This window comes from Streptomyces sp. NPDC002232 (genome assembly GCF_042890295.1).
In the GTDB taxonomy this organism is placed as follows: Bacteria; Actinomycetota; Actinomycetes; order Streptomycetales; family Streptomycetaceae; genus Streptomyces.
The window spans coordinates 655,783-677,124 of sequence record NZ_JBIARV010000005.1; the positions used below are offsets into that span (position 1 = coordinate 655,783).

At 73.6% G+C, this 21,342-nt stretch carries 18 protein-coding genes; 8 read left to right on the top strand and 10 right to left on the bottom strand.

Annotation, left to right across the window (positions count from 1 at the left end; all coding sequences use genetic code 11):
* The first annotated feature begins 132 nt into the window (after nt 1–132).
* Complete coding sequence (locus tag ACFYXU_RS26075) at nt 133–495, top strand: ArsR/SmtB family transcription factor (RefSeq protein WP_376513099.1); 363 nt, start codon at nt 133–135, stop codon at nt 493–495.
* A 19-nt stretch (nt 496–514) separates the two neighbouring features.
* Here the strand turns inward: ACFYXU_RS26075 and ACFYXU_RS26080 are convergent, their stop codons facing one another.
* The gene (locus tag ACFYXU_RS26080) at nt 515–1,321 is read right to left on the bottom strand and encodes an aquaporin (protein ID WP_389460187.1); all 807 of its coding nucleotides are present in this window, start codon (nt 1,319–1,321) and stop codon (nt 515–517) included.
* 38 nt (nt 1,322–1,359) lie between these two features.
* Nucleotides 1,360–1,674, bottom strand: a complete 315-nt coding sequence (locus tag ACFYXU_RS26085) for an ArsR/SmtB family transcription factor (RefSeq protein ID WP_384569681.1) — start codon at nt 1,672–1,674, stop codon at nt 1,360–1,362.
* Between the two features lie 82 nt (nt 1,675–1,756).
* Here ACFYXU_RS26085 and ACFYXU_RS26090 point away from each other — a divergent pair, with 82 nt between their 5' ends.
* A complete protein-coding gene (locus tag ACFYXU_RS26090) occupies nt 1,757–2,170 on the top strand; it encodes an arsenate reductase ArsC (protein ID WP_389460190.1) in 414 nt (137 codons plus the stop codon).
* Nucleotides 2,171–2,255: 85 nt separating this feature from the next.
* On the opposite strand, the gene ACFYXU_RS26095 is transcribed toward ACFYXU_RS26090, so the two are convergent.
* From ACFYXU_RS26095 to ACFYXU_RS26105, 3 genes are all read right to left on the bottom strand, one after another.
* Nucleotides 2,256–2,741 carry a hypothetical protein gene (locus ACFYXU_RS26095; protein ID WP_389460192.1) on the bottom strand — a complete coding sequence of 162 codons (486 nt, stop codon included), beginning with the start codon at nt 2,739–2,741 and terminating at the stop codon, nt 2,256–2,258.
* 188 nt (nt 2,742–2,929) lie between these two features.
* The gene (locus ACFYXU_RS26100) at nt 2,930–4,822 is read right to left on the bottom strand and encodes a choice-of-anchor A family protein (protein WP_389460194.1); all 1,893 of its coding nucleotides are present in this window, start codon (nt 4,820–4,822) and stop codon (nt 2,930–2,932) included.
* A gap of 314 nt (nt 4,823–5,136) precedes the next feature.
* A complete protein-coding gene (locus ACFYXU_RS26105; RefSeq protein WP_389406409.1) occupies nt 5,137–6,285 on the bottom strand; it encodes a PP2C family protein-serine/threonine phosphatase in 1,149 nt (382 codons plus the stop codon).
* Nucleotides 6,286–6,516: 231 nt separating this feature from the next.
* Between ACFYXU_RS26105 and ACFYXU_RS26110 the strand changes: the two genes are divergently transcribed.
* The 3 genes from ACFYXU_RS26110 to ACFYXU_RS26120 all read left to right on the top strand — a co-directional run bounded on the left by ACFYXU_RS26110 (nt 6,517) and on the right by ACFYXU_RS26120 (nt 9,058).
* Nucleotides 6,517–7,347 carry a glycoside hydrolase domain-containing protein gene (locus tag ACFYXU_RS26110; RefSeq protein WP_389406410.1) on the top strand — a complete coding sequence of 277 codons (831 nt, stop codon included), beginning with the start codon at nt 6,517–6,519 and terminating at the stop codon, nt 7,345–7,347.
* Between the two features lie 152 nt (nt 7,348–7,499).
* A complete protein-coding gene (locus tag ACFYXU_RS26115) occupies nt 7,500–8,105 on the top strand; it encodes a histidine phosphatase family protein (RefSeq protein ID WP_376514165.1) in 606 nt (201 codons plus the stop codon).
* Entirely contained in the window at nt 8,102–9,058 is a 957-nt protein-coding gene (locus tag ACFYXU_RS26120; protein WP_389460197.1) for a tellurite resistance/C4-dicarboxylate transporter family protein, read from the top strand. The genes ACFYXU_RS26115 and ACFYXU_RS26120 overlap by 4 nt, the downstream gene beginning before the upstream one ends.
* Nucleotides 9,059–9,191: 133 nt before the next feature.
* On the opposite strand, the gene ACFYXU_RS26125 is transcribed toward ACFYXU_RS26120, so the two are convergent.
* The 3 genes from ACFYXU_RS26125 to ACFYXU_RS26135 form a co-directional block, all read right to left on the bottom strand.
* Complete coding sequence (locus ACFYXU_RS26125) at nt 9,192–10,544, bottom strand: diacylglycerol/lipid kinase family protein (RefSeq protein WP_389460199.1); 1,353 nt, start codon at nt 10,542–10,544, stop codon at nt 9,192–9,194.
* A gap of 210 nt (nt 10,545–10,754) precedes the next feature.
* Entirely contained in the window at nt 10,755–12,101 is a 1,347-nt protein-coding gene (gene gdhA / locus ACFYXU_RS26130; RefSeq protein WP_376514159.1) for an NADP-specific glutamate dehydrogenase, read from the bottom strand.
* Nucleotides 12,102–12,335: 234 nt separating this feature from the next.
* A complete protein-coding gene (locus ACFYXU_RS26135; protein ID WP_389460200.1) occupies nt 12,336–13,076 on the bottom strand; it encodes a class I SAM-dependent methyltransferase in 741 nt (246 codons plus the stop codon).
* A gap of 246 nt (nt 13,077–13,322) precedes the next feature.
* On the opposite strand from ACFYXU_RS26135, the gene ACFYXU_RS26140 reads away from it, so the two are divergent.
* The gene (locus tag ACFYXU_RS26140) at nt 13,323–15,335 is read left to right on the top strand and encodes a sigma-70 family RNA polymerase sigma factor (protein WP_389460202.1); all 2,013 of its coding nucleotides are present in this window, start codon (nt 13,323–13,325) and stop codon (nt 15,333–15,335) included.
* Nucleotides 15,336–15,510: 175 nt separating this feature from the next.
* A complete protein-coding gene (locus tag ACFYXU_RS26145; RefSeq protein ID WP_376514153.1) occupies nt 15,511–17,466 on the top strand; it encodes an amino acid transporter in 1,956 nt (651 codons plus the stop codon).
* 115 nt (nt 17,467–17,581) lie between these two features.
* Here ACFYXU_RS26145 and ACFYXU_RS26150 read toward each other — a convergent pair whose 3' ends face one another.
* Together ACFYXU_RS26150 and ACFYXU_RS26155 are read right to left on the bottom strand one after the other, a co-directional pair.
* The gene (locus ACFYXU_RS26150; protein WP_376514151.1) at nt 17,582–18,169 is read right to left on the bottom strand and encodes a TetR/AcrR family transcriptional regulator; all 588 of its coding nucleotides are present in this window, start codon (nt 18,167–18,169) and stop codon (nt 17,582–17,584) included.
* Nucleotides 18,170–18,288: 119 nt separating this feature from the next.
* Complete coding sequence (locus ACFYXU_RS26155) at nt 18,289–19,821, bottom strand: serine/threonine-protein kinase (protein WP_389460204.1); 1,533 nt, start codon at nt 19,819–19,821, stop codon at nt 18,289–18,291.
* A 324-nt stretch (nt 19,822–20,145) separates the two neighbouring features.
* Between ACFYXU_RS26155 and ACFYXU_RS26160 the strand changes: the two genes are divergently transcribed.
* Nucleotides 20,146–21,312 carry an agmatine deiminase family protein gene (locus ACFYXU_RS26160; protein ID WP_361397508.1) on the top strand — a complete coding sequence of 389 codons (1,167 nt, stop codon included), beginning with the start codon at nt 20,146–20,148 and terminating at the stop codon, nt 21,310–21,312.
* Nucleotides 21,313–21,342: the final 30 nt, after the last annotated feature.

Genomic DNA, 21,342 nt, shown 5'->3' on the forward strand with positions numbered 1-21,342 from the left:
TATCCATCGATGTCTTGTCTCGCCAAGCCTGGCATCTGGATCGACAGTCGTCAATTTAGGAGTTCATCGAAGTAGCCAGGTCGGAGGTGGTCTGGGGGTAGGTTCTGGTTTGATGTGTGTCAACATAGAGGGATGTCGAATGTCACCGCTCCGCCGGTCCTCGACCCCGAGGTCGCCCCCTGCTGCCCGCCCCTCACCGAGCGCCCGCTGGACGCCGAGGAGGCCGAGCGGACCGCGAGGATGTTCAAGGCCCTCGGCGATCCGGTCCGGCTGCGCCTGTTCTCGGCCGTCGCCTCGCACGAGGGCGGCGAGGCGTGCGTCTGCGACATCTCCGACGTCGGCGTCTCGCAGCCGACCGTCTCCCACCACCTGAAGAAGCTCAAGGAAGCCGGGCTGCTCTCCTCCGAGCGCCGCGGCACCTGGGTCTACTACCGCGTCGAGCCCGCGGTCCTCGCCTCCCTTGGCGCCCTGCTCGCCCAGGCCGCCACCGCCTGACCGGCGCGGGCGCCGCCGGTCAGCGCCGCGGCCTCGGTCCGGGTCGTCCGGCGGCCGGTCGCCCGCGCGGGAAGACGAGCGCGACCAGGGCCAGGCCGATCGCCCCTCCGACGACCTGCGCGCCGACGAACGCGGGCACCGAGGCGGGTGCGATGCCCGCGAACGTGTCCGTGAAGGCGCGCCCGAGCGTCACCGCCGGGTTCGCGAAGGACGTGGACGAGGTGAACCAGTAGGCCGCCCCGATGTACGAGGCCACCGCGACGGGCGCGAGACGCAGCCGGTCCGTGCGGGCCAGGCCGAAGACCAGCAGGACGAGGCCGGCCGTTGCCACGACCTCCCCGAGGAGCAGATGGCCCGCCGAGCGGTCGTGCGCGGACCACCTCACCAGCGGCTCCCCGAACATCGCGTCCGCCAGGGCCGCACCGAGTATCGCGCCGGTGGTCTGGGAAAGGACGTGGACGGCGAGCTCGCGCCCCGTCAGGCCCGCCCCGCCCCGGCGGGCGGTCCACCATTCGGCCACGCTGACCACCGGATTGAAGTGCGCGCCGGACACCGGCCCGAGAAGGGCGATCAGGACGCCCAGACCGAAGACCGTGGCCGTGGAATTGGCGAGGAGCCGCAGCGCGACGTCCTCGGTGAGCCGGGTCGCCTGGATGCCGGACCCCACGACGATCGCCACCAGGGCGCCCGTGCCGACGAGTTCGGCGGCGGCTCGCGCGTGGAGCGGGGCACGGGGTGGGACTTGAGGTGGGATACGGGGCTGGGTGACGTCGGGGTCGGGTCGCGGCGGCGGGGCGGCGCTCGTGGCGGGCTCGGTGGTGGACACGGGCGGGCACTCCTCGGCGGGGTGGGGCTCGGACGGCCTCAGGGGCAGGAACGTCTGACGTTCGCCTCGGCGGTCAGCCGCGCGGTCCGCGCGAGCGCGCCGAACTGGTCGGCGAGCCGCTCCATGACCTCCGGCTTGAGCCGGTAGTACGTGAACCGGCCGCAGGGCTCCGTCTCGACGAACCCTGCCTCGCGCAGCACCCTCAGGTGGTTCGAGAGATTCGTCTGCCGGGCACCGGTCTCCTCCATGAGGTGAGTGGTGCACAGCGTCTCGTGGGCGAGCAGGGTGACGATCCGGAGGCGCAGGGGATCACCCAGCACTCTGATCAGATCAGCGTCGACTGATGTCGTCATGGACTGATACTTTCATATCATCCGGAGCTGATACCAGCCTGGACTGATCCGATGCGCCCCGGCCCCGCCCCGAGAAGGACCGATGACCGCTCCGCTCGCCTCCGTGCTCTTCGTCTGCGTCCACAACGCCGGCCGCTCCCAGATGGCCGCCGGCTTCCTGCGCCACCTCGCCGGCGACCGGGTCGAGGTCCGTTCCGCGGGGTCCCTTCCGGGTGACCGGATCAACCCCTCGGCCGTCGCCGCCATGGCCGAACTGGGCATCGACATCTCCGACCGGACACCGAAGGCCCTGACGGCGGAGACGGCCCGGGCGTCCGACTACATCATCACCATGGGCTGCGGGGACGCCTGCCCGTACTTCCCCGGCAAGACCTATCTCGACTGGCAGTTGGAGGACCCCGCGGGGCAGGGCGTCGAGGCCGTCCGGGCCATTCGCGACGAGATCAGGACCCTCGTCAAGGGCCTGATCGCCGACATGGACGCCAGGGCCGCCTGACGCGCACGCACGGCGCCGCCGCGGATGCCGGAGCCCGTATCCGTATCCGTATCCGTATCCGTATCCGTGTCCGTGTCCGTGATCCTCAGGCTCCTGGCCGCCCCATGTGCTTCTTCAGGCGGGGTGCGGCGGCGGCGCGGAAGTGTGCCAGGCGGGCCCTGTCGTGCTCGACGTGTTCGAGGATCTCCAGCGCGCTCTCGGTGTCGCCGCGTGCGGCCTCGCGGTAGAGGATCCAGAGGCCGTCGCGGACGCGGTCGTGGATCTCCGCCTTCTCGCGCTCGTCCACCGCGCCGAGCACGACGCGCCAGAGAACGAGCATCAGCTCGCCACGGGTCTCCGCCCACAGGTCCTCCTGGAGCGCGGCCATGATGACGCCCGTCGCCGGGACGGCCACCGGGGCGATCATCACCTCGTCCTCGACGTGTCCTTCGAGGGTCGCCCCGCCCGTCTCGGCCGCCGACCGGGCGGAGATGATCCGGCGCAGGTCCTCTCCGACGTGGCCGCGCTCACCGCACCGGCACGCGTACGCCTGCCAGTCGATCCGGTCGACTTCCACCGTCCAGGGGACCAAGGCCGTTTCCTTCCGTGGAGCGCCGCGCCCAGCGGGTGACGAGCGCGTCCGCGTGGGGACCGCGAGGAAGACCTCGGGCACCGGGCGGCCGCCCAGGGGCCGATCATGGCCGGGTCGCCGCGCGGAGATCAAGGGCCGGCCGGTCCGCCGGGCCCTGGAGGGGGCCCGGCGGACCGGCCGGTGGGGGTTCAGGCCGCGTGGCCGGAGCGGGCGCGGGTCTTGGCGCAGTCGCCGTAGCCCGAGTCGCCGTAGCCGTCCTCGTCGCCGTAGCCCGTGGGCTCGCAGGGGTCCTCGCCCTTGCTGTTGTCCAGGCGGACGACCTGGCTCTCCTGGTCACCGCTGACCACGAACGGGCCGGCGACCGGGTCGGCCGGCAGGACGTACCCGTCCGGGACCCCGGTCTCCCGCAGGTAGTAGGTGCCGTGGTCGAGGTCCTTGAAGGCGCAGAGACCGGCGGCGTTCGTCGTGCAGGGCGTCCCCGTCCGGGTGTCCGGGTCCGCGCCGTCGGTCTGCAGGCCGGCGCGCCCGTTCGTCTCCTCCCACAGCTCGAACGTCGCCCCGCCCAGCGGCAGGTGGCTGTCGGCGTCGGACTTGAGGAGCGTGAGGGACCCGGTGCCCGGAGGCACGGGGGTGCGGGTGTTGGAGGCGGTGACGGAGACGCCCTCGGCCGCGTTCTCGTCGGTCAGGACGAGCGGCCCGAAGACGGCGGGCGTCGGCAGGTCGTACCCGTCGGGGGCGTCGGTCTCCTGCCAGTAGTACGTCCCCGTCTCCACGGTCCGCGCGCAGACCCCGTCCGCTCCGGTCACGCACGCCGTGCCGACCTGCGTGTCGGGGTCGTCGCCCGAGGTCTGGAGACCGGCCGTGCCGTTCGTCTCCTCCCACAGCCGGAACGTCGCGCCCGGCAGCACCGCGCCCGTCTGCGCGTCCCTCTTGACCACCTTCACCGCGCCGCTCGTCGGGGCGGGTCCGTCGCCGCAGTCGGGCAGGTCACCGGTGAAGGGGTACGCGTGGAACTCCTGGCCGCCGCCGCCCGTCGCGGAGCTCGTGTGCGTGACCGAACCGGTCGTGAAGAAGCGGCCGTTGATACCGGGCAGGGTCACGGTCGTCATCGAGGACTGCTCGCCCATCAGGAAGCTGCCCTGGAACTGTCCGGTGCCCGCCAGCTGGATCGTGGTGGCGTCGGGGAAGTTCCACAACAGCCGCTCGCGGTAGGCGTTGAGCGGGTCGGTGCTGTCGTCGATGCCGCCGCTGTACGTGCTGAGAGTGCGGTTCGCGCCGGTGACGTTGACCAGGATGGTGGCACCGGCGGGAATGCCCGCGAAGACGATGCCCTGCTGTCCGCCGGTGGCGGTGGTCATGTCGAAGTCCACGTTGAAGACCTGGAGCATGGACGCCCCGTCTCCCGTGAAGAGGGTCTGGGTGCCCTGGTTGACGGCCGTGCCGGTGGGGGTGCGGGGGTTGCCGTCGACGCGGGCGTAGCAGCGGCTCGCGGCCGTGAGCTGGTCGCGCAGACCCGCGTACGGGGCGACGGCGTTCGCGTCCTGGACGAGGGTGCCGGTCACGTTCCCCGTGACGGTGCCCGCGTGGCGTACGGTCCCGATCTCGTCCACGAGACCGCCGGTGGTCTCCAGACGCTGGTTCGCGGCGATCGTGACGTCCCCGCCGGTGGTGAGGAAGTCCGCGTCCCTGGGCGGGACGACCCGGGAGCCGACGCCGACGATGCCCAGGTTGTAGAGGCCGCCCGCGGTCGCGTCCTTGTTCTGGTCGAAGTCGTCGAGGACGACGACGCGGCCCTCGGCCTCGGCCGCCCGGCCCCGGACGAGGAAGTCGTCCCCCACGAAGATGTTGATGCCGGCGTCGCGGCCCTTGATGCCCTGGTTGTCGATGCCGGGGAACGGGTCGGGGCAGTCCCCCGGCACACAGGGGCCGAGTCCGCCGGGCAGCGGCGCCGCGTAGGCGGCCGTGACGCCCGGGCCGAGGATCAGGGCGGGGACGGCGGCGAGGGTGACGGCGCAGGACAGTCCGGCCGAGACGGTCCGGCGCCGGGCGCGCCCCTGTCTCCGGGAAGTGTGGTCTCTCATGCCCGGAGTCTCGGCGGGCCCTTCCCGGCGCACCATCCGCGCGGCCCGGGGTTGGGCCGGACAGGGATCATGATCACCGGGGGGTGTGAAGTCTGGGGGCCAGGGGGAGTATCGGCGCGGCGCCGGGCGCGGCTCTCAGCTGGTGCCTACCGCTCCCAGCGCGCGCCGCCCCGCCCGTGCCTGTCACCCCCGCACCGCCCCCGCTATCCGTGCGCCCTGCCCCCGAACCAGCCCCGCCGCCCGCGCCCGTCCCTCCGCTCGTGCCAGTCCCGCCGCTCGTACCCGTCCCCGGGACCGGCCCGTCGCCCCGCCCCTCACCCCCGGACCGGGCCCGGCGCCGGGCGGCGGACGGCGAGCAGGGCCATGTCGTCCGAGCGCGCTCCGCCGGTGAAGCGCCGTACGTCGCCCACCAGGGCGCCGAGCAGCCGGTCGGGGGACGCGGAGGCCCGTCCGGCCAGCCAGGAGGCCGGGTCGAAGAACACGCCCGTACCGTCGCGCGCCTCCGACAGGCCGTCCGTGTAGAGCAGCAGGGTGGCGTCCGCGGGGAAGTCCCAGACGTCGGCCCGCTCCGGCTCCGGGGCGAGGTCGCCGAGCCCCAGCGGCAGCGAGAACTCCCCCGGGGTGAGCACGGTGACCGTGCCGTCCGGGTGCAGGAGCAGCGGCTCGGGATGGCCCTTGTTGAGCACCCTCAGCACCTCGTGTCCGGGCGGGATCTCGACGAGTACGCAGGTGGCGAAGCCCTCCGCGTCGTCCAGGCCGGTACGGCTCGCTCCCTCGCGGGTCAGCGAGCGCTCCAGGCACCGGGCCACCTCGGTCAGCGACGGCTCGTTCTCCGCGGCCTCCCAGAACGCCCCGAGGATCACCGAGACCGTCTCGATGGCGCCGAGGCCCTTGCCCCGCACGTCGCCCATGACGATCCGCACCCCGTACGGGGTGGCGCGCGCGGCGTAGAGGTCGCCGCCGATGAGCGTGTCCTTGCGGGCCGCCTCGTACCGGGCGCCGAGCCGGAGGCCGCCGACGCGCGGATCGGGGGTGGGCAGCACGGCCTTCTGCGCCGCCTCCGCGACGCCCCGCGCCGAGGCGGCGGCCTCGCGGTCGCGGCGGACGATGTGGTTCAGGAGGACGGCGATCGCCGTCACGAGGACGAGGGTGGCCAGCTCCGTCGCCAGGCCGTGGAGCGACGCCGTGTCGCCCATGCTGGTGGTGACCGCGTAGAGGACGGCCGTCGCCGCGAAGCCGAGCGCCCCGAACAGCACCGTGCCCCACCAGGTGAAGAGCGGGGCGGACACCAGCGGGGCCGAGACGAAGAGGGGTGCTCCCGTCAGCGCCTCGGGCGTGCTGAGCTGGAAGACGACCCCGGTCACCAGGAACAGGGCCGGGAGCGCGCGGGCCGGTCGGCGGCCGGCGGCGGCGCGGGAACCGGGCGGGGGCCCGGTGCGCTCGCCCCGCGGGCTGTCGGTCACGAGACCTCCCGGAGTGGGCTGCTGCCGCCCAGTATGCGGGCACCGGATCCGGGTCGCGCGGGACCGCGTCCCCGGCCGGACGCGCGACGCGCGGGACCCTCGCGGACAGGGGCCGTCGTCCCCCACCGGCCCCCCACCCACCGGAGCCCTCCCACCGCCGTGGCTCCGGTGTCCCCCGATAGGGTGAGCGGGCCCCGGAGCGCCGGGGCCCGATTGCGTCTGGGGTGGGGAATGTCGAAGCACCGGTTGTCCAGGAAGGGCCGCTACATCGCGCTCGCGACGACGGGGGTCGTCGTCGTGGCCGGTGCGGGGATCGCGGCGCAGACCTCGATGGCGGCCTCCGTGTGGCCTGCTCAGAAGACCTACACGGGCCGGGCGTTCGACGCCTGCACGGCGCCCTCGCTCGGCGCGATGCAGGCGTGGAAGAAGGACGGCTACTACAGCGGCGTCGCGGTCTACATCGGCGGGAAGAACCGCGGCTGCGCCCAGCCCAACCTGACCAAGCCGTGGGTGAAGTCGGTCGACACGCTCGGCTGGCGGGTCATCCCCCTGTACGTCGGCGCCCAGCCGCCGTGCCAGAAGAGCGGGAACAAGGAGCGGTTCACCGCGGCCACCGCGGCCTCCGTCGGGGCGAGCAACGCCACCGACGCGGTCGCCAAGGCCTCGGCCCTCGGCATGAAGGCCGGCAGCCCGATCTACCTCAACATGGAGTCGTACGACATCGCCGACAAGGCGTGCAACGACGCGACCCTGGCCTACGTGCGCTCCTTCACCAAGACGCTGCGCGCCAAGACCTACCGCGCCGGCCTCTACGGCTTCAGCAGCTCCAGCGCCAAGGCGATCGCCACCGCCAAGGACCGTACGGACCTGCCGGGGAACCTCTGGTACGCCCTGTGGAACGGCCAGGAGACCACCACCGGGGACTGGCCCTGGGACCCGAAGCTCTACACCGACCACAGCCGGGGCCACCAGTACAAGGCCAACAGCAAGGAGACCCGCGGCGGCTACACCATCAACGTCGACCGCAACGCCTGGGACGCGCCGGTCGCCATCGTCGGCTGACCAGCGGGACCGCCGACCGCCCGGACCATCGGCCAGCCGGACCGCCGACCGGCTGCCGCCGGGGCGCGTCGCGCGCGGGGAGCGGGCCGGCGGGGGGACGCGCGCGTAGCATGCGGATCCGCGGGCCGGACGGGCGGAAGGAGCGGCGGGCCATGGGTGACCTCCTCCTGATCCGGCACGGCGAGACCGAGTGGAGCGCCTCCGGGCGGCACACCGGCCGCACGGATCTGCCACTCACCCCGGACGGCGAGGCGGAGGCGCGCACGCTCGCCCCGTTCTTCGCGGGACGGTCCTTCGCCTTCGTGCTCACCAGTCCGCTGCGGCGGGCGAGGCACACGGCCGAACTCGCCGGTCTGCGGGGCGCCGTGACGGACGAGGACCTGTGCGAGTGGGACTACGGCGGCTACGAGGGGCTGACCACCGCCCGGATCCACGAGACCCGGCCCGACTGGTCGCTCTGGCGTGACGGGGTGCCCCCGCATCCCGACGGGAGTCCCGGCGAGTCCGCCGCGGACGTGGGGCGGCGGGCCGACCGGGTCCTGGCGCGCCTCGCGCCGCGCCTGGCGGGCTCCGCGGAGGACGGCGTGGTGGTGGCGCACGCGCATCTGCTGCGGGTCCTCACCGCCCGCTATCTGGAGCTTCCGGCGTCCGAGGGGCGGCTGTTCCTCCTGACGACGGCGACCGTCGGACGGCTGTCCACCGAGCACGGCCTTCCGGTGGTCGCGGGCTGGAACCAGCGCCCCCTTCCCCGCGCGTGACCGGCGGGGCGCGGCGCGCCCGTCGGACGGCGGTCCCGCCGGCGGCGGGTGCGGCGGTCCTGGCGACCGGCATCCTGTCGGTGGGCCTCTCCCAGACCGGCTTCGAAGCGGTCTCGGTGGTGGCGCTGTGCCTGGCGACGGCCGTGTGGCTGCTCCTCGCGTACGGCTTCGCGGCCCTGCTGGTCAGGGACCGGCGGCGCTGGGCGGCGAGCGCCGGCACCCCGCCCGCGCTCACGGGCGTGGCCGCCTCGACGGTGCTCGGCGCCCGGTTCGAGCTCCTCGGCGCCACCCCGGTGGCCGTGGCGTTCCTGGTGCTCGGCGCCCTGATCTGGCCGGTGCTGCTGGTCGCCGTGCTCCGGCACCTGACCCGGCGGGCGCGGGGCGCGGTGTTCCTCGTCTGTGTGGCCACCCAGGGCCTCGCCGTGCTGTCCGCGCTGCTCGCGCCGAAGTCCGGCGGCTGGCTCGCCCGGGTGGCCCTGGCCCTGTTCCTCCTCGGGCTCGTGCTGTACGCCGACGCGCTGGCCCGCTTCGACGTGCGCGAGGTGGTGACGGGCGCGGGCGACCACTGGATCGCGGGCGGGGCCCTGGGGATCTCGGCGCTCGCCGGGTCGAAGCTCCTCGTCGCGGGCGCGTGGCCGGACGGTGCGGAGGGGGCGCTGCGCACGGCGACGTTCGTACTGGTCGCCCTCGACCTGTCCTGGTACGCGGTGCTGCTGTGCGGCGAGCTCGTCCGCCCGCGTCCCGGCTACGACGTCCTGCGGTGGGCGACGGTCTTCCCGCTCGGCATGACGGCGGTCGCGGCCCTGTCGACCTCGGCCGCGACGGGGGTGCACTGGCTGGGGAGCCTCGGGCGCGTCCTGCTGGGGATCGCGGTCGCCGCCTGGCTCGCGACCGCGTACGGCCTGGCCCGTACCGCCCCCAGACCAGGGCGGAGACCAGGCCGGCCACGGTAACAGTGACGGTGACGGTGACGGTGACGGTGACGACGCGATGGCCGAGTGGGCGGTCACGGTCCGGCGCAGCTCCCGGGACGTCACGTCGACGTCGACGTCCGGGGTGCGGGCGGTCCGGTCCGGTCTCGGTCCGTCACCTCTCCGCTGCTCCGGACCGCTCCGGGCGGCCGAAGGCGAGGTCGAGGATCCGCCGCCAGCGCACGGGCGGCACGGGTACGGGGACGCCTGGGCGGTCGCGTGGCACCAGGACCCGCAGGGCGCCCGGGCGCAGCACGCACACGACCGGGGTGGGCATCCGCAGCGCCTCGCCGTCGACCGCCACGGGGATCTCGTCCGCGTCGGAGGTGACCTCGACGCGGTGGGCGGACAGCACGGTGAGGCCGGTGGACTGCGAGCCGCGCACGGCCAGATCGGCGGCCTGCGCCGCGTCCTCGACCCGGATGCCGAGCACGCCCAGCTCGCCGTCGTGGAGGCTGGGGCGGCGGCCGGAGCCGCTGAACTCGTCGGGTGACACGTACGGGTTGTTGCTGACGAGCACGGCCTGCTGGGCGGTGAGCGGTGTGCCGTCGATCCGTGCGTCGAGCCGCCGCACGCCTTCGCCGAGCAGCAGGTCCGGCATGACGGCGAGGATCGTGCCCGCCTTGTCGTCGCGGTACTCGGGGCGCTGGACGATGTCCGCGTACACCCCGAAGGAGACGGTGTTGACGAAGGGCCGGCCGTCGACATCGCCGAGGTCGATCCGGAGTTCCTCCCCGTCGGTCAGGGCGTCGAGGCAGCGGGCCGGGTCGTCGCGGTCGAGGCCCAGGTCCATGGCGAAGTGGTTGCGGGTGCCGGCGGACACCACGAGGAACGGCAGGTCGTGTGCGGCGGCGACCTCCGCGACGAGGGCCTGGGTGCCGTCGCCGCCGGCGACGCCGAGCAGGTCCGCGCCGTCGCTCACGGCCTCGCGGGCGAGTGCGGCGACGTCGGCGGGGGCGGACGGGTCGAGCAGGATCACCCGCGCGCCGAGCTCCTCCGCCCGTCCGACGAGGCCGAACCGCTCGACCTTCCCGCCCCCGGACTTCGGGTTCATGATGAGGACCGGCCGCTTCGGCCGGGCCGCGGGGGCGGCCTTCTGCGCCCGCTCGGGTGCCGATCTGCGCAGCGCGGTCCGTGCGCAGGCCAGCGCGGCGGCCCAGCACAGGCAGAGGACCAGGGCCGTGACCCACAGGCCGTCGTGCGCGAAGAGGACGATGACGCCGACGGGTGCGGCGACCGCGAGGAGTGCCCCGAGGAGCCGGACGGCGCCCCGGTGCGCGACGAACCACCAGATGCCGGCGGCGCACAGGACGAGTCCGAGGAGGCCGGCTCCGACCACGAGGAGTCCGCCGTCCCCCAGGGTGATCACGAGGACGACCAGGGAGGCGACGACGGCGAGCACCGCGAGGCGCGCGAGCAGCCGTGCTCCCCCGTCCGCTTCGGGGCCCTTCGTCGGCGTGGTGCCCATGGCGTCCCCTTCGTGGTGTCCGACCGCGCGCACGGTCCCGCGACCGCGCGCACAGTCCGGGGCACCAGCGTGCACGGGCCCGGGCGGGAGGGCATCCCGGCCGGGCCCGTGCGGATGACACCGCGGGGGCGGCGCGCCGCGGTGTCGCGTCGCGCCGCCGTCCGTCTGTCTTTCTGTCTCTCTGTCTGTCAGCCCGTCAGTCGGTCCGCGTCAGATGACGCCCTGCGCGAGCATGGCCTCCGCCACGCGCAGGAAGCCGGCGACGTTGGCGCCGAGCACGTAGTCGTCCGCGTCGGCGCCGTACGCCTCGGCGGTGGTGCGGCACTGGGTGTGGACGTCGCGCATGACGTCGGCGAGGCGCGCCTCGGTCTGCTCGAAGGTCCAGGTGTCGCGGGCCGCGTTCTGCTGCATCTCCAGGGCGGAGGTGGCGACGCCGCCCGCGTTGGCGGCCTTGCCGGGGCCGAAGAGGACCCCGGCCTCCCGGAACACCTCCACCGCCTCGGGCGTGCACGGCATGTTCGCGCCCTCGGCGACGGCGCGGACGCCGTTCTTCACGAGGGCCACGGCGTCCTCGCGGCGCAGTTCGTTCTGCGTGGCGCAGGGCAGGGCGATGTCGCAGCGGAGGTCGAAGATGGTGCCCCGGGCGGAGAAGACCGCGGACGGCTTGGCCTCGGCGTACGCGGAGATCCGGGCGCGCCGGACCTCCTTGATGTCCTTGAGGAGCTCCAGGTCGATGCCGTCCTCGTCGACGAGGTAGCCGGTGGAGTCGCTGCACGCCACCACGCGGCCGCCGAGGGCGTGGACCTTCTCCACGGCGTACACGGCGACGTTTCCGGAGCCGGAGACGACCACGCGGCGTCCGTCGAAGTCCTGGCCGCGGGTGGCGAGCATCTCCTGGGCGAAGAACACCGCGCCGTAGCCGGTGGCCTCGGTGCGGGCGTGCGAGCCGCCCCAGGCGACCGGCTTGCCGGTGAGGACGCCCGACTCGTAGCGGTTGGTGATCCGCTTGTACTGGCCGAAGAGGTAGCCGATCTCCCGCGCGCCGACGCCGATGTCACCGGCGGGGACGTCGGTGTGCTCGCCCAGGTGGCGGTAGAGCTCCGTCATGAAGGACTGGCAGAACCGCATGATCTCGCCGTCCGAGCGGCCCTTCGGGTCGAAGTCGGACCCGCCCTTGCCGCCGCCGATGGCCATGCCGGTCAGCGCGTTCTTGAAGATCTGCTCGAAGCCGAGGAACTTGACGATGCCGAGGTTGACGCTCGGGTGGAACCGCAGGCCACCCTTGTACGGGCCGAGGGCGCTGTTGAACTCCACCCGGTAGCCGCGATTGACCCGCACGGTGCCCTGGTCGTCGACCCACGGGACCCGGAACATCAGCTGTCGCTCCGGCTCGACGAGCCGCTCCACGATCCCGGCCCCGGCGTATTCGGGGTGGCGGTCGAGCGCGGGCCCGAGGGTCTCCAGCACCTCGGCGGCCGCCTGGTGGAACTCGGCCTCGCCGGGGTTGCGGCGGCGGACCTCCGCGTAGACGGAGTCGATGTGCTCACTGACGTTCATGCGTGTCTCTTTCCGTGTGGTTCAGGGTTCCGCTGCCGGTCCCCGGGCGGGTCGCCGACGTCTCCGCCGGCCGTGCCCGGGCCGGTGCCGATGCCGCCTCCGCGGCGTCGGTCCCGGCCCTGGGCACGTACGCGTGTTCCCCCCGCTTGCAGGTCCGACAACGGCTCTACGCCATCGCGCCGGCCGTTCCCAGGTCTTTTCTAGTCGATCCGAGGCGTGCGGTGCCCGGGTGTCTCACGCCCGGCAGCGCAGGAGCTCGAACGGCGGGTTGGCCAGGCAGTCCGCCCAGAACTCCGCGCCGAACTCCCGGACCCCCTCCTCGGAGATCTCCAGCGGGACCCAGGTCAGGTCCTCGAAGCCGGCCGCGCACAGGGAGAGCTCGTAGACCTCGCGGCGGGGGCAGGCGCCGACGAAGGAGATGGGCGGTTCGAGGAGCGCCGTGATCCGGACGCGCGGTCCGGTCTCGATCTCCTCGCCGGTCGCCTCGCAGAGGAAGCCGTACTTGGCGAGGGAAGGCCCGTCGAAGCGGTAGTCGGGCTTCTGCACGAGGAGGAAGAACTCGGCACCGGGCTTGAGGTTCCGGCGCACGTTGCGGCACATCGCCTCCATGGTGGCGACGTCCGGCGCGTAGTTGAGCGCCTGGACGCCCAGCGCGAGGTCGAAGCGCTCACCGAACGGGCGCAGTGCGGCGAGGTCCCCCACCTCGTACCGCACGCCGAGCGGTTCGCTCTCCTCGAACGCCAGCGACGCGGCGACCATCTCGGTGGAGACGTCGACGCCGAGCACGTCGGCGGCCCCGCGCCGCTTCAGTTCCCGGCTGTAGAAGCCGGTGCCGGAGGCGAGGTCGAGGACCGTCCTGCCGCGGACGTCGCCGACCAGGTTCAGGAAGCTGGGCACCTCCCCGTACCGTGTCAGCGGAAGGGACTTGAACCCCTCGAAGGCCTCACCGATCTCGTCGTACAGCTGCACACCCATGGGCGCGGTCCTCCCCAGTGCTCGGTCGTGCCTGGTGATCCGTCTGCCTCGGCAGTCTCGCCGGAACGGCGCGCAACCTCGTATGGGCGGAAGGCACGAAGACCGGGCGGTCGACCTGTCCTCCTCTACGGGAGTCCGAAGCCTCCCGGAACTCGTTCGCGGATTCCTGTTATCGGTCCGGCTCCCCGCGATCTCCTCCTGTGTTGGCCGTCCACGACAGCGGAAACAGGCAGGGTGATTCGGAGCATGGGCGCACAGCACGGTACGGAACTGGTCAGGGCGGCACAGAGCGGTGACCTTCGGGCGCAGGACCGGCTCGTCGCACTGCACCTGCCGCTCGTCTACAACATCGTGGGCCGGGCGATGAACGGGCACCACGATGTCGACGACGTCGTCCAGGAGACGATGCTGCGGGCGCTCGCCGGGCTCGGCGACCTGCGCTCCCCGGACAGCTTCAGGTCCTGGCTGGTCGCCATCACCATGAACGGCGTCCGGACCCACTGGCAGCGGCAGCGGCAGGCCGGCTTCCCGGCGGGCGGCCTCGACGACGCGCAGGAGATCGCCCAGCCGGGATCCGACTTCGTGGAGCTGGCCGTGGTCCGGCTGAACCTGTCCGGCCAGCGGCGCGAGACCGCCGAGGCGACCCGCTGGCTGGAGCCGGAGGACCGGGAGCTGCTGTCCCTGTGGTGGCTGGAGTGCGCCGGCGAGCTGAGCCGGCACGAGGTGGCGGACGCGCTCCAGCTGTCCCCCCAGCACACAGCGGTGCGGGTCCAGCGGATGAAGGACCGGCTGGAGGCCGCGCGGATCGTGGTGCGGGCGCTGTCGCAGAACCCGCCCTGCACGACGCTGCGGTACGAGACCGGCACGTGGGACGGGCGGCCGTCGGCCCTGTGGCGCAAGCGGCTGGCCCGGCACGCGCGCGGGTGCGCGTACTGCGCGGGGCTGTGGAGCGGGCTCGTCCCGGCGGAGGGGCTGCTCGCCGGACTGCTCCTCGTGCCCCCGGCCGCACTGCTCCTGGCGGGCGTCCGCGACCGGGCCGGCTTCGAGACGGCCGCGGCGGGCACGCAGCTCGGCGGGGCGGCGCCCTCGGAGCGGGCGGCGGACGCGGGTGCCGGGTACGGGCCCGATCAGGGCGTGTCGTACGGCTCCGGGCAGGGGCCCTCGTACGGATCCGGCCAGGGCTCTCCGTACGGCTCCGGCCAGAGCTCCTCGTACGGGCCGGATCAGGGCCTCTCGTACGGCTCCGGCCAGGAGGTCCCGTACGGCTCCGGTCAGGGCGGTGTCCGTCCCCCGGTCCAGGGCCACGACCCGGCGGCCGATCCGCTCGCCACGACCCTCGCCGCGCCGTCGGCCCCCGCGGGTCCCGCGGGTCCCGGCGCGGTGTCCGGCCCGGGTGGGCGGGGCACGGGCCGGGGGGCCCGGAGCACGCGGGCGGTCCGGCGGCGGCGTCAGCAGCGGCGGGAGCGCGGCCGCAGGCGTCTGGTCGTCGCGGCGGGCATAGCCGTGGTGGCGGTCACCGGGGGCGCGTTCACCCTGACCTCCGGCCCGGACGAGGGGACGGAGGCCCGGGAGGCGACGCTCGCCGCGACCGCCGACGGCGGCCTGCCCACCGCCCAGGAGCCGACCGCGACCCCGGCGACCGCGTCCTCCACGGCCGCGCCCTCGCCGTCCGCGTCGAAGACCCCCTCGGCCTCCCCGAAGGCCTCGCGCCCCACGCCGAAGGCCTCCCGCACCGCACCGCCGGCGCCGCCCCGTCCGACCCGTACGGCCCCGCGCACGCCCGACACGGCCCCTCCCGCCACGCGGCCGACCTCCGGATCGGGATCGGGCTCGGGCTCCACCACCGGATCCGGGTCCGGCTCCGGTTCGGGTTCGGGTTCCGGGTCCACCCAGCAGGAGGTGATCGACCTGGTCAACACCGAACGGTCCAAGGCGGGCTGCGGGCCGCTCACCGAGCACCCGCTGCTGACCAAGGCCGCCCAGGGCCACTCCGACGACATGGCCGCGCGGGACTTCTTCGACCACACCAACCCCGACGGCGACGGCCCCGGCGAGCGTGTGACGGCCGCCGGGTACGCCTGGTCGACGTACGGCGAGAACATCGCGAAGGGCCAGGCCACACCCGCGCAGGTGATGGACTCCTGGATGAACAGCCCCGGCCACCGGGCGAACATCCTGAACTGCGACTTCAAGGAGATCGGAATCGGCCTGCACAGCTCCGGCGGCCCCTACTGGACGCAGGTCTTCGGGAGCCGCTGAGGCCCCTCGGGGGCCCCGGGAGGCGGCGGTGTGACCAGCACGACGTCCGAGAGGGGGATCTTGACGCTTCCCTGACGCGTGACCCCGGATCGGCGGCCCGCGGTCTGCTTAGGCTTGCCCGGCCGTCCGCCGGATGGCCGAAAGTCGACGCTCACCGAACCCCCAGGGACACCCGATGGCCACCACGAACGACGCCCGCACCGGACGATTGCGCGCGTGGATGCTGGAGGGCCTCTCCGACATGGGGAAGGGGAAGCCCTCCCGGCCGAAGGAGTCGGCCCCGGACGCCGGGCACAAGGGGCAGCGCTGGTGGCGGGTGATGTGCCTGACCGGTGTCGACTACTTCTCGACCCTCGGCTACCAGCCCGGCATCGCGGCCCTGGCCGCCGGGCTGCTCTCCCCCGTCGCGACGATCGTCCTGGTGATCGTCACGCTGGCGGGGGCGCTGCCCGTCTACCGGCGGGTGGCGGAGGAGAGCCCGCGCGGCGAGGGCTCGATCGCGATGCTCTCGCGGCTGCTCTCCTTCTGGCAGGGCAAGCTCTTCGTCCTCACCCTGCTCGGCTTCGCGGCGACCGACTTCCTCATCACGATCACGCTGTCGGCGGCCGACGCCTCCACCCACCTCGTCGAGAACCCCCATCTCGAAGAGGCCCTGCACAACAAGCAGATGATCATCACGCTCGTGCTGATCGCGCTGCTCGGCGCGGTGTTCCTGAAGGGCTTCCTGGAGGCCATCGGGGTCGCCGTCGTCCTGGTCGGGATCTACCTCTCCCTCAACGTGGTCGTGGTCGTCAGCGGCTTCTGGCACGTGATCACCGAGGGTCACGTCGTCACCGACTGGACCGCCGCCCTGACCGCGGAACACGGCAACGTCTTCGCCATGGTCGGCGTCGCCCTCCTCGTCTTCCCGAAGCTCGCGCTGGGTCTGTCCGGCTTCGAGACCGGCGTCGCCGTCATGCCCCACGTGCAGGGCGCGCCGGACGACACCGAGGACCGCCCGGCCGGGCGCATCCGCGGCACGAAGAAGCTGCTCACCACCGCCGCCCTGATCATGAGCGTCTTCCTGATCTGCACGAGCTTCATCACCACGGTGCTCATCCCGCACCAGGAGTTCGAGTCCGGCGGCAGCGCCAACGGCCGCGCGCTCGCCTACCTGGCCCACGAGTACCTGGGCAACACCTTCGGCACGGTCTACGACGTCTCCACGATCGCGATCCTCTGGTTCGCGGGCGCCTCGGCCATGGCCGGACTGCTCAACCTGATGCCCCGCTACCTGCCCAAGTACGGCATGGCCCCGCACTGGGCGCGCGCGGTGCGCCCCATGGTCATCGTCTTCACCCTGGTCGCCTTCCTGGTGACGTGGATCTTCGACGCCGACGTCGACGCCCAGGGCGGCGCGTACGCCACCGGCGTCCTCGTCCTGATCTGCTCGGCCGCCATCGCGGTGACGATCGCGGCGCGCAAGGCGGGCCAGCGCGGCTGGACGATCGGCTTCGGCGTGATCTCCGCCGTCTTCCTCTACACCACCGTCGTCAACGTCATCGAACGCCCCGACGGCGTGAAGATCGGTGCCTGCTTCATCGCCGGCATCATCCTCATCTCGCTGCTGTCCCGCCTCGGCCGCGCCTTCGAACTGCGCGTGACCCACATCGAGCTCGACGAGATGGCCCAGCGCTTCATCCAGGACATCTCCCGCCGCACCCCGCGCTTCGTCGCCAACGAGCCGGACCGGCGGGACGTCGCCGAGTACCGCGACAAGATCGAGCAGATCCGCGCCGACAACGACCTGCCGACCACCGAGGACTTCGTCTTCGTCGAGGTGACGGTCACCGACCCGTCCGAGTTCGAGGCGGGCCTGACCGTGCGGGGCGAGGTCCTGCACGACCGCTACCGCGTCCTGACCGTCGAGTCCTCCTCGATCCCGAACGCGCTGGCCGCGCTGCTGCTCCACGCCCGGGACCTCACCGGCGTGAGCCCGCACATCTACTTCGAGTGGACCGAGGGCAACCCCTTCGCCAACTTCCTGCGCTTCTTCCTCCTCGGCCAGGGCGAGGTCGCCCCGGTGACCCGCGAGGTCCTGCGGGAGGCCGAGCCGGACCGGAAGCGCCGCCCGCGCGTCCACGTCGGCTGACCCGGGAGGCGGGCGGCAGGCCCCGCGCGGAAGGGCCCCGGCCGTCTCGGCCGGGGCCCTTCCGCGCGGGGCTACGGCCGTGAGGCGCGAGGGCGGGCGGCAGACGTGCCGCGGGCTACGGCCGGGACGCGTCCAGCCGGGTCAGTTCCACCTCGATCGCCTCGCGCATGAGGACGCGCGCGTGGTCGATCGCCAGGCCGCCGCTCAGCCAGCGCATGCTGAGGCCTTCGAGGAGGGCGGTGAGCCGCTCGGCCGAGGCGGCGAGGGCGGCCGCGGGCGCCAGGGGCCGCACCTGGCCCAGGAGTCCGGCGACCTCCTGCACCCATTGCAGGGTCGCGCGGGCGAGGTCCTCGCGCAGGACGGGGTCGAAGACGGCGCTCGCGCGCAGTTCGCCCCAGGCGGAGCTGTTCTCCCGGACCTCCGGGGTGTCCTGGAGCTCCAGGCAGAGGACCTGGTCGAGTTCCTCGCGCGGGCCGAGGGGCTCGGCGTCGGGGTCCTGCGGGGTGGTGTACCGCTCGGCCCGGTCGTTGATGAACTCCAGGGTGTGGCGCAGGATTCCGGTGCGGTCCTTGAAGTGGTAGTAGATCAGGCCGGTGGAGACCCCGGCCTCGGCGGCCAGTTCCTCCACGCGGAGCCCGCGGACCCCGCGCCGGGCGATCACCCGGGCGGCTGCTTCAAGGATCTGAGTACTACGAGACGCCATGCCGTGAACCCTATCCGGAGCGGCGTGCGGAGTGATCGACGGCGCCGCCCCGGCCGGGACCGGCGCCGCTCAGCCGTCCCTCCGGTGCTGCGGCTCGGCCGTCCTTCCTGTACGGGCGCTCAGCCGTCCTTCCTGTACTGGCTGAGGACCACCGAGACCGGACCCTCGCCCGGCCCCCCGTCGACGAGCCGGCCGATGACGAGCCGCCCGCCGTCGGGGCTGCGGACGCAGAACGGCCGCTCGTCGGCGAGGTCGTCGAGGGGCAGGCTCGTGACGGGTTCCGTCTCGATGCCCCGGTCGCAGTCCTCGGGACTCAGCACGTACCCGGAGGCGACGAAGGCGTCCGCCTCCTCGGGCAGGACGAGCGCGTCCTTGTCGCGGCTCAGGTACCAGTCGGAGGTCTCGGCGGGCACCACCTTCCCGGCGCCGAGGTCGAACTCGTAGCCGTGGTCGGGGGCGGTCAGCTCGACGTCGGCGTACCCGGGCGTGAACGAGGGGCCCGTCCCCGTCCCGTCCAGGTAGTACACGGCGCCGCCCGCCGCCGCGAGCAGGCCGAGGGTGACGGCGCCGGCGATCAGGGCCGTGCGGCCGCGCCGGCGCCGGGCCCGGCGCGCCGGTCGTGCGTCGCCGGGGGCGCGGTCGGTGCCGGTGGGGGGCTCGGGCACCCGCTGGGTGGGGACCGGGGCGGCCGGGCCCGCGTGGGTGGGGCGGTCGTGGAGCGACGGCGTGCGGACGGGGGCCGCGCCACCCGGCAGCTCCTGCCGGACGGCGCCCGGCAGCCAGCCCTCGGTGAACTCCGGGGCGGGGCCCACGGCCGGGTGGGCGTGCGCGGCGGCGATCAGCTCGGCCGGTACGGGACGGTCCTCCGGCCGCTTGGCGAGGCAGCGTTCGAGGAGGGCGTGGAGGTCGGCGGGGACCTGGGTGAGGTCGGGCGGCTCGTGCACCACGCGGTAGAGCGCGGCCGACTCGGGACCGGTGCCGAACGGCAGCGCTCCCCCGGCGACGTAGGCGGCGAGGGCGCCGAGGGCGAAGACGTCGGTGGCGGGCGTCACGGCGAGGCCGAGGGCCTGCTCGGGCGCCATGTAGGCGGCGGTGCCGATCCGCAGGCCGGTGCCGGTGAGTCCGGTGGCGTCGGCGGCCCGCGCGATGCCGAAGTCGATGACGCGGGGGCCATCCTCGGCGATCAGGACGTTCGCGGGCTTGAGGTCGCGGTGGACGACGCCCGCGGAGTGGATGGCCTGGAGGGCCTCGGCGATCCCGGCGACGAGGAGCAGCACCGTGCGCACGGGGAGCGGGCCGTGGCGCTCGACGACCTGTTGGAGCGAAGGTCCGGGGACGTAGGCGGTGGCGAGCCAGGGGACGGGGTCGTCGGCTCCGTGGTCCACGACCTGCGCGGTGAAGAGGCCGTGGATGCGGCTCGCGCTGGCGACCTCCTGGGCGAACCGCAGCCGGAACTCGGGGTCGGCGGCGAAGTCCTCGCGCACCGCCTTGAGGGCGATGGGCCGCCCGCCCGGGGTGTGGGCGAGGTAGACGACGCCCATGCCGCCGGCGCCGAGCCGGGCCTGGATCCGGTAGCCGCCGATCTCTCGGGGGTCGTCGGGCGCGGGCGGCGCGTGGGCCGGCCGTGGCCCGGGAGGGTACGTGGAGGACATGGACACGATCGTGCCTTTGACCAAAGTTTCAGTCAATACGACACGAGTGCGCCGGTCCGTGGGCCTTGCCACACAAGGGCCGTGCGCCACCCTTCACCCCGTCCGCCGACCGGGCGACACCGGATCCGCCACGCCGCGCGGCCGTTTGACTGAAAATCCGGTCAGTGTCAGAGTGGGAGGTACGGCCACCCCCACTCACGCCCACCGCGCCGCCCGTACCCGGGCGCCCGCGACCCGCGTGAGGCCAGGCCAGCGATTCCCGCCGCCGCGCGTCACACGCCCCCGGCGCCGGACCGTCTCGCCCGCCCATGATCGGAGCACACCGTGTCCCACCCGCACCCCTCCCGCCGCACGGCCCTGCGGACGTTCGCCGGAATCGGCGGCGCGCTCGCCCTCGGCGCCGCCGCCTGCGGCCCCGGGGAGTCAGCCCAGGGCGGCGCCGCCGCCGGGACGAGCAGCAGCCCCGGCGCCCAGGACTCCGAGCGCCGCTTCGGCGCCGAGTGGGAGAGCCACACCCGCACCTTCATGTCCTGGCCCGCCCTCGACTCCGTCTGGGGCGACGAGCTGCCCTACGTGCGCGAGGACATCGCCCGCATCGCCCGGGCCGTCGGGGAGTACGAGGCGGTCGTCATGATGGCCCGCCCGGAGCAGCTGCCCGCCGCCCAGCGGGCGTGCGGCTCGCGGGTCGAGGTCATCCCGATGCCCGTCGACGACCTGTGGGCCCGCGACACCGTCCCCGTCTTCGTCGAGGACGGCGACGAGCTCGTCGGCATCGACTTCAACTTCAACGGCTGGGGCAACAAGCAGACCCACGACAACGACGCCCTGGTCGGCCGCAGGCTGCTCGCCAAGTACGACATCCCCCGCGAGGTGGCTCCGCTCACCGCCGAGGGCGGCTCCTTCGAGACCGACGGCGAGGGCACCCTCCTCGTCACCGAGAGCTCGATCGTGAACAACAACCGCAACCGCGGCAAGACCCGGGACCAGATCGAGGACGAGCTGATCGAGACGCTCGGCGTGGAGAAGGTGGTCTGGCTGGCGGGCGTCCGCGGCCAGGACATCACCGACGCGCACGTCGACAGCCTCGTGCGGTTCACCGCGCCCGGCGTGGTCCTCCTCGACCAGGCCTTCCCCGGCTCTCCCCCGGACTCCTGGTCCCGCTCGGCCGACCAGGCCCGCGCCGTCCTGGAGAAGGCCACCGACGCCCGGGGACGGCGGTTCGAGATCATCGACCTGCCGCAGCCCGACCTCGACCTCATCACCGGCGAGGGCGACGACTTCGTGTCGACGTACGCGAACTTCTACGTCGCCAACGACTCCGTCTTCCTGCCGAAGTTCGGCGATCGGAAGGCCGACGACCGCGCGCGCGGGATCCTCCAGGAGCACTTCCCGAAGCGGGAGGTCGTCCAGCTCCAGATCGACACCATCGCCTCGGGCGGCGGCGGCATCCACTGCTCGACCCACGACCAGCCCGGAAAGCCCGCCGCCTGACCCCTCCGGGGAGGCGGGCGGCCCCACCAC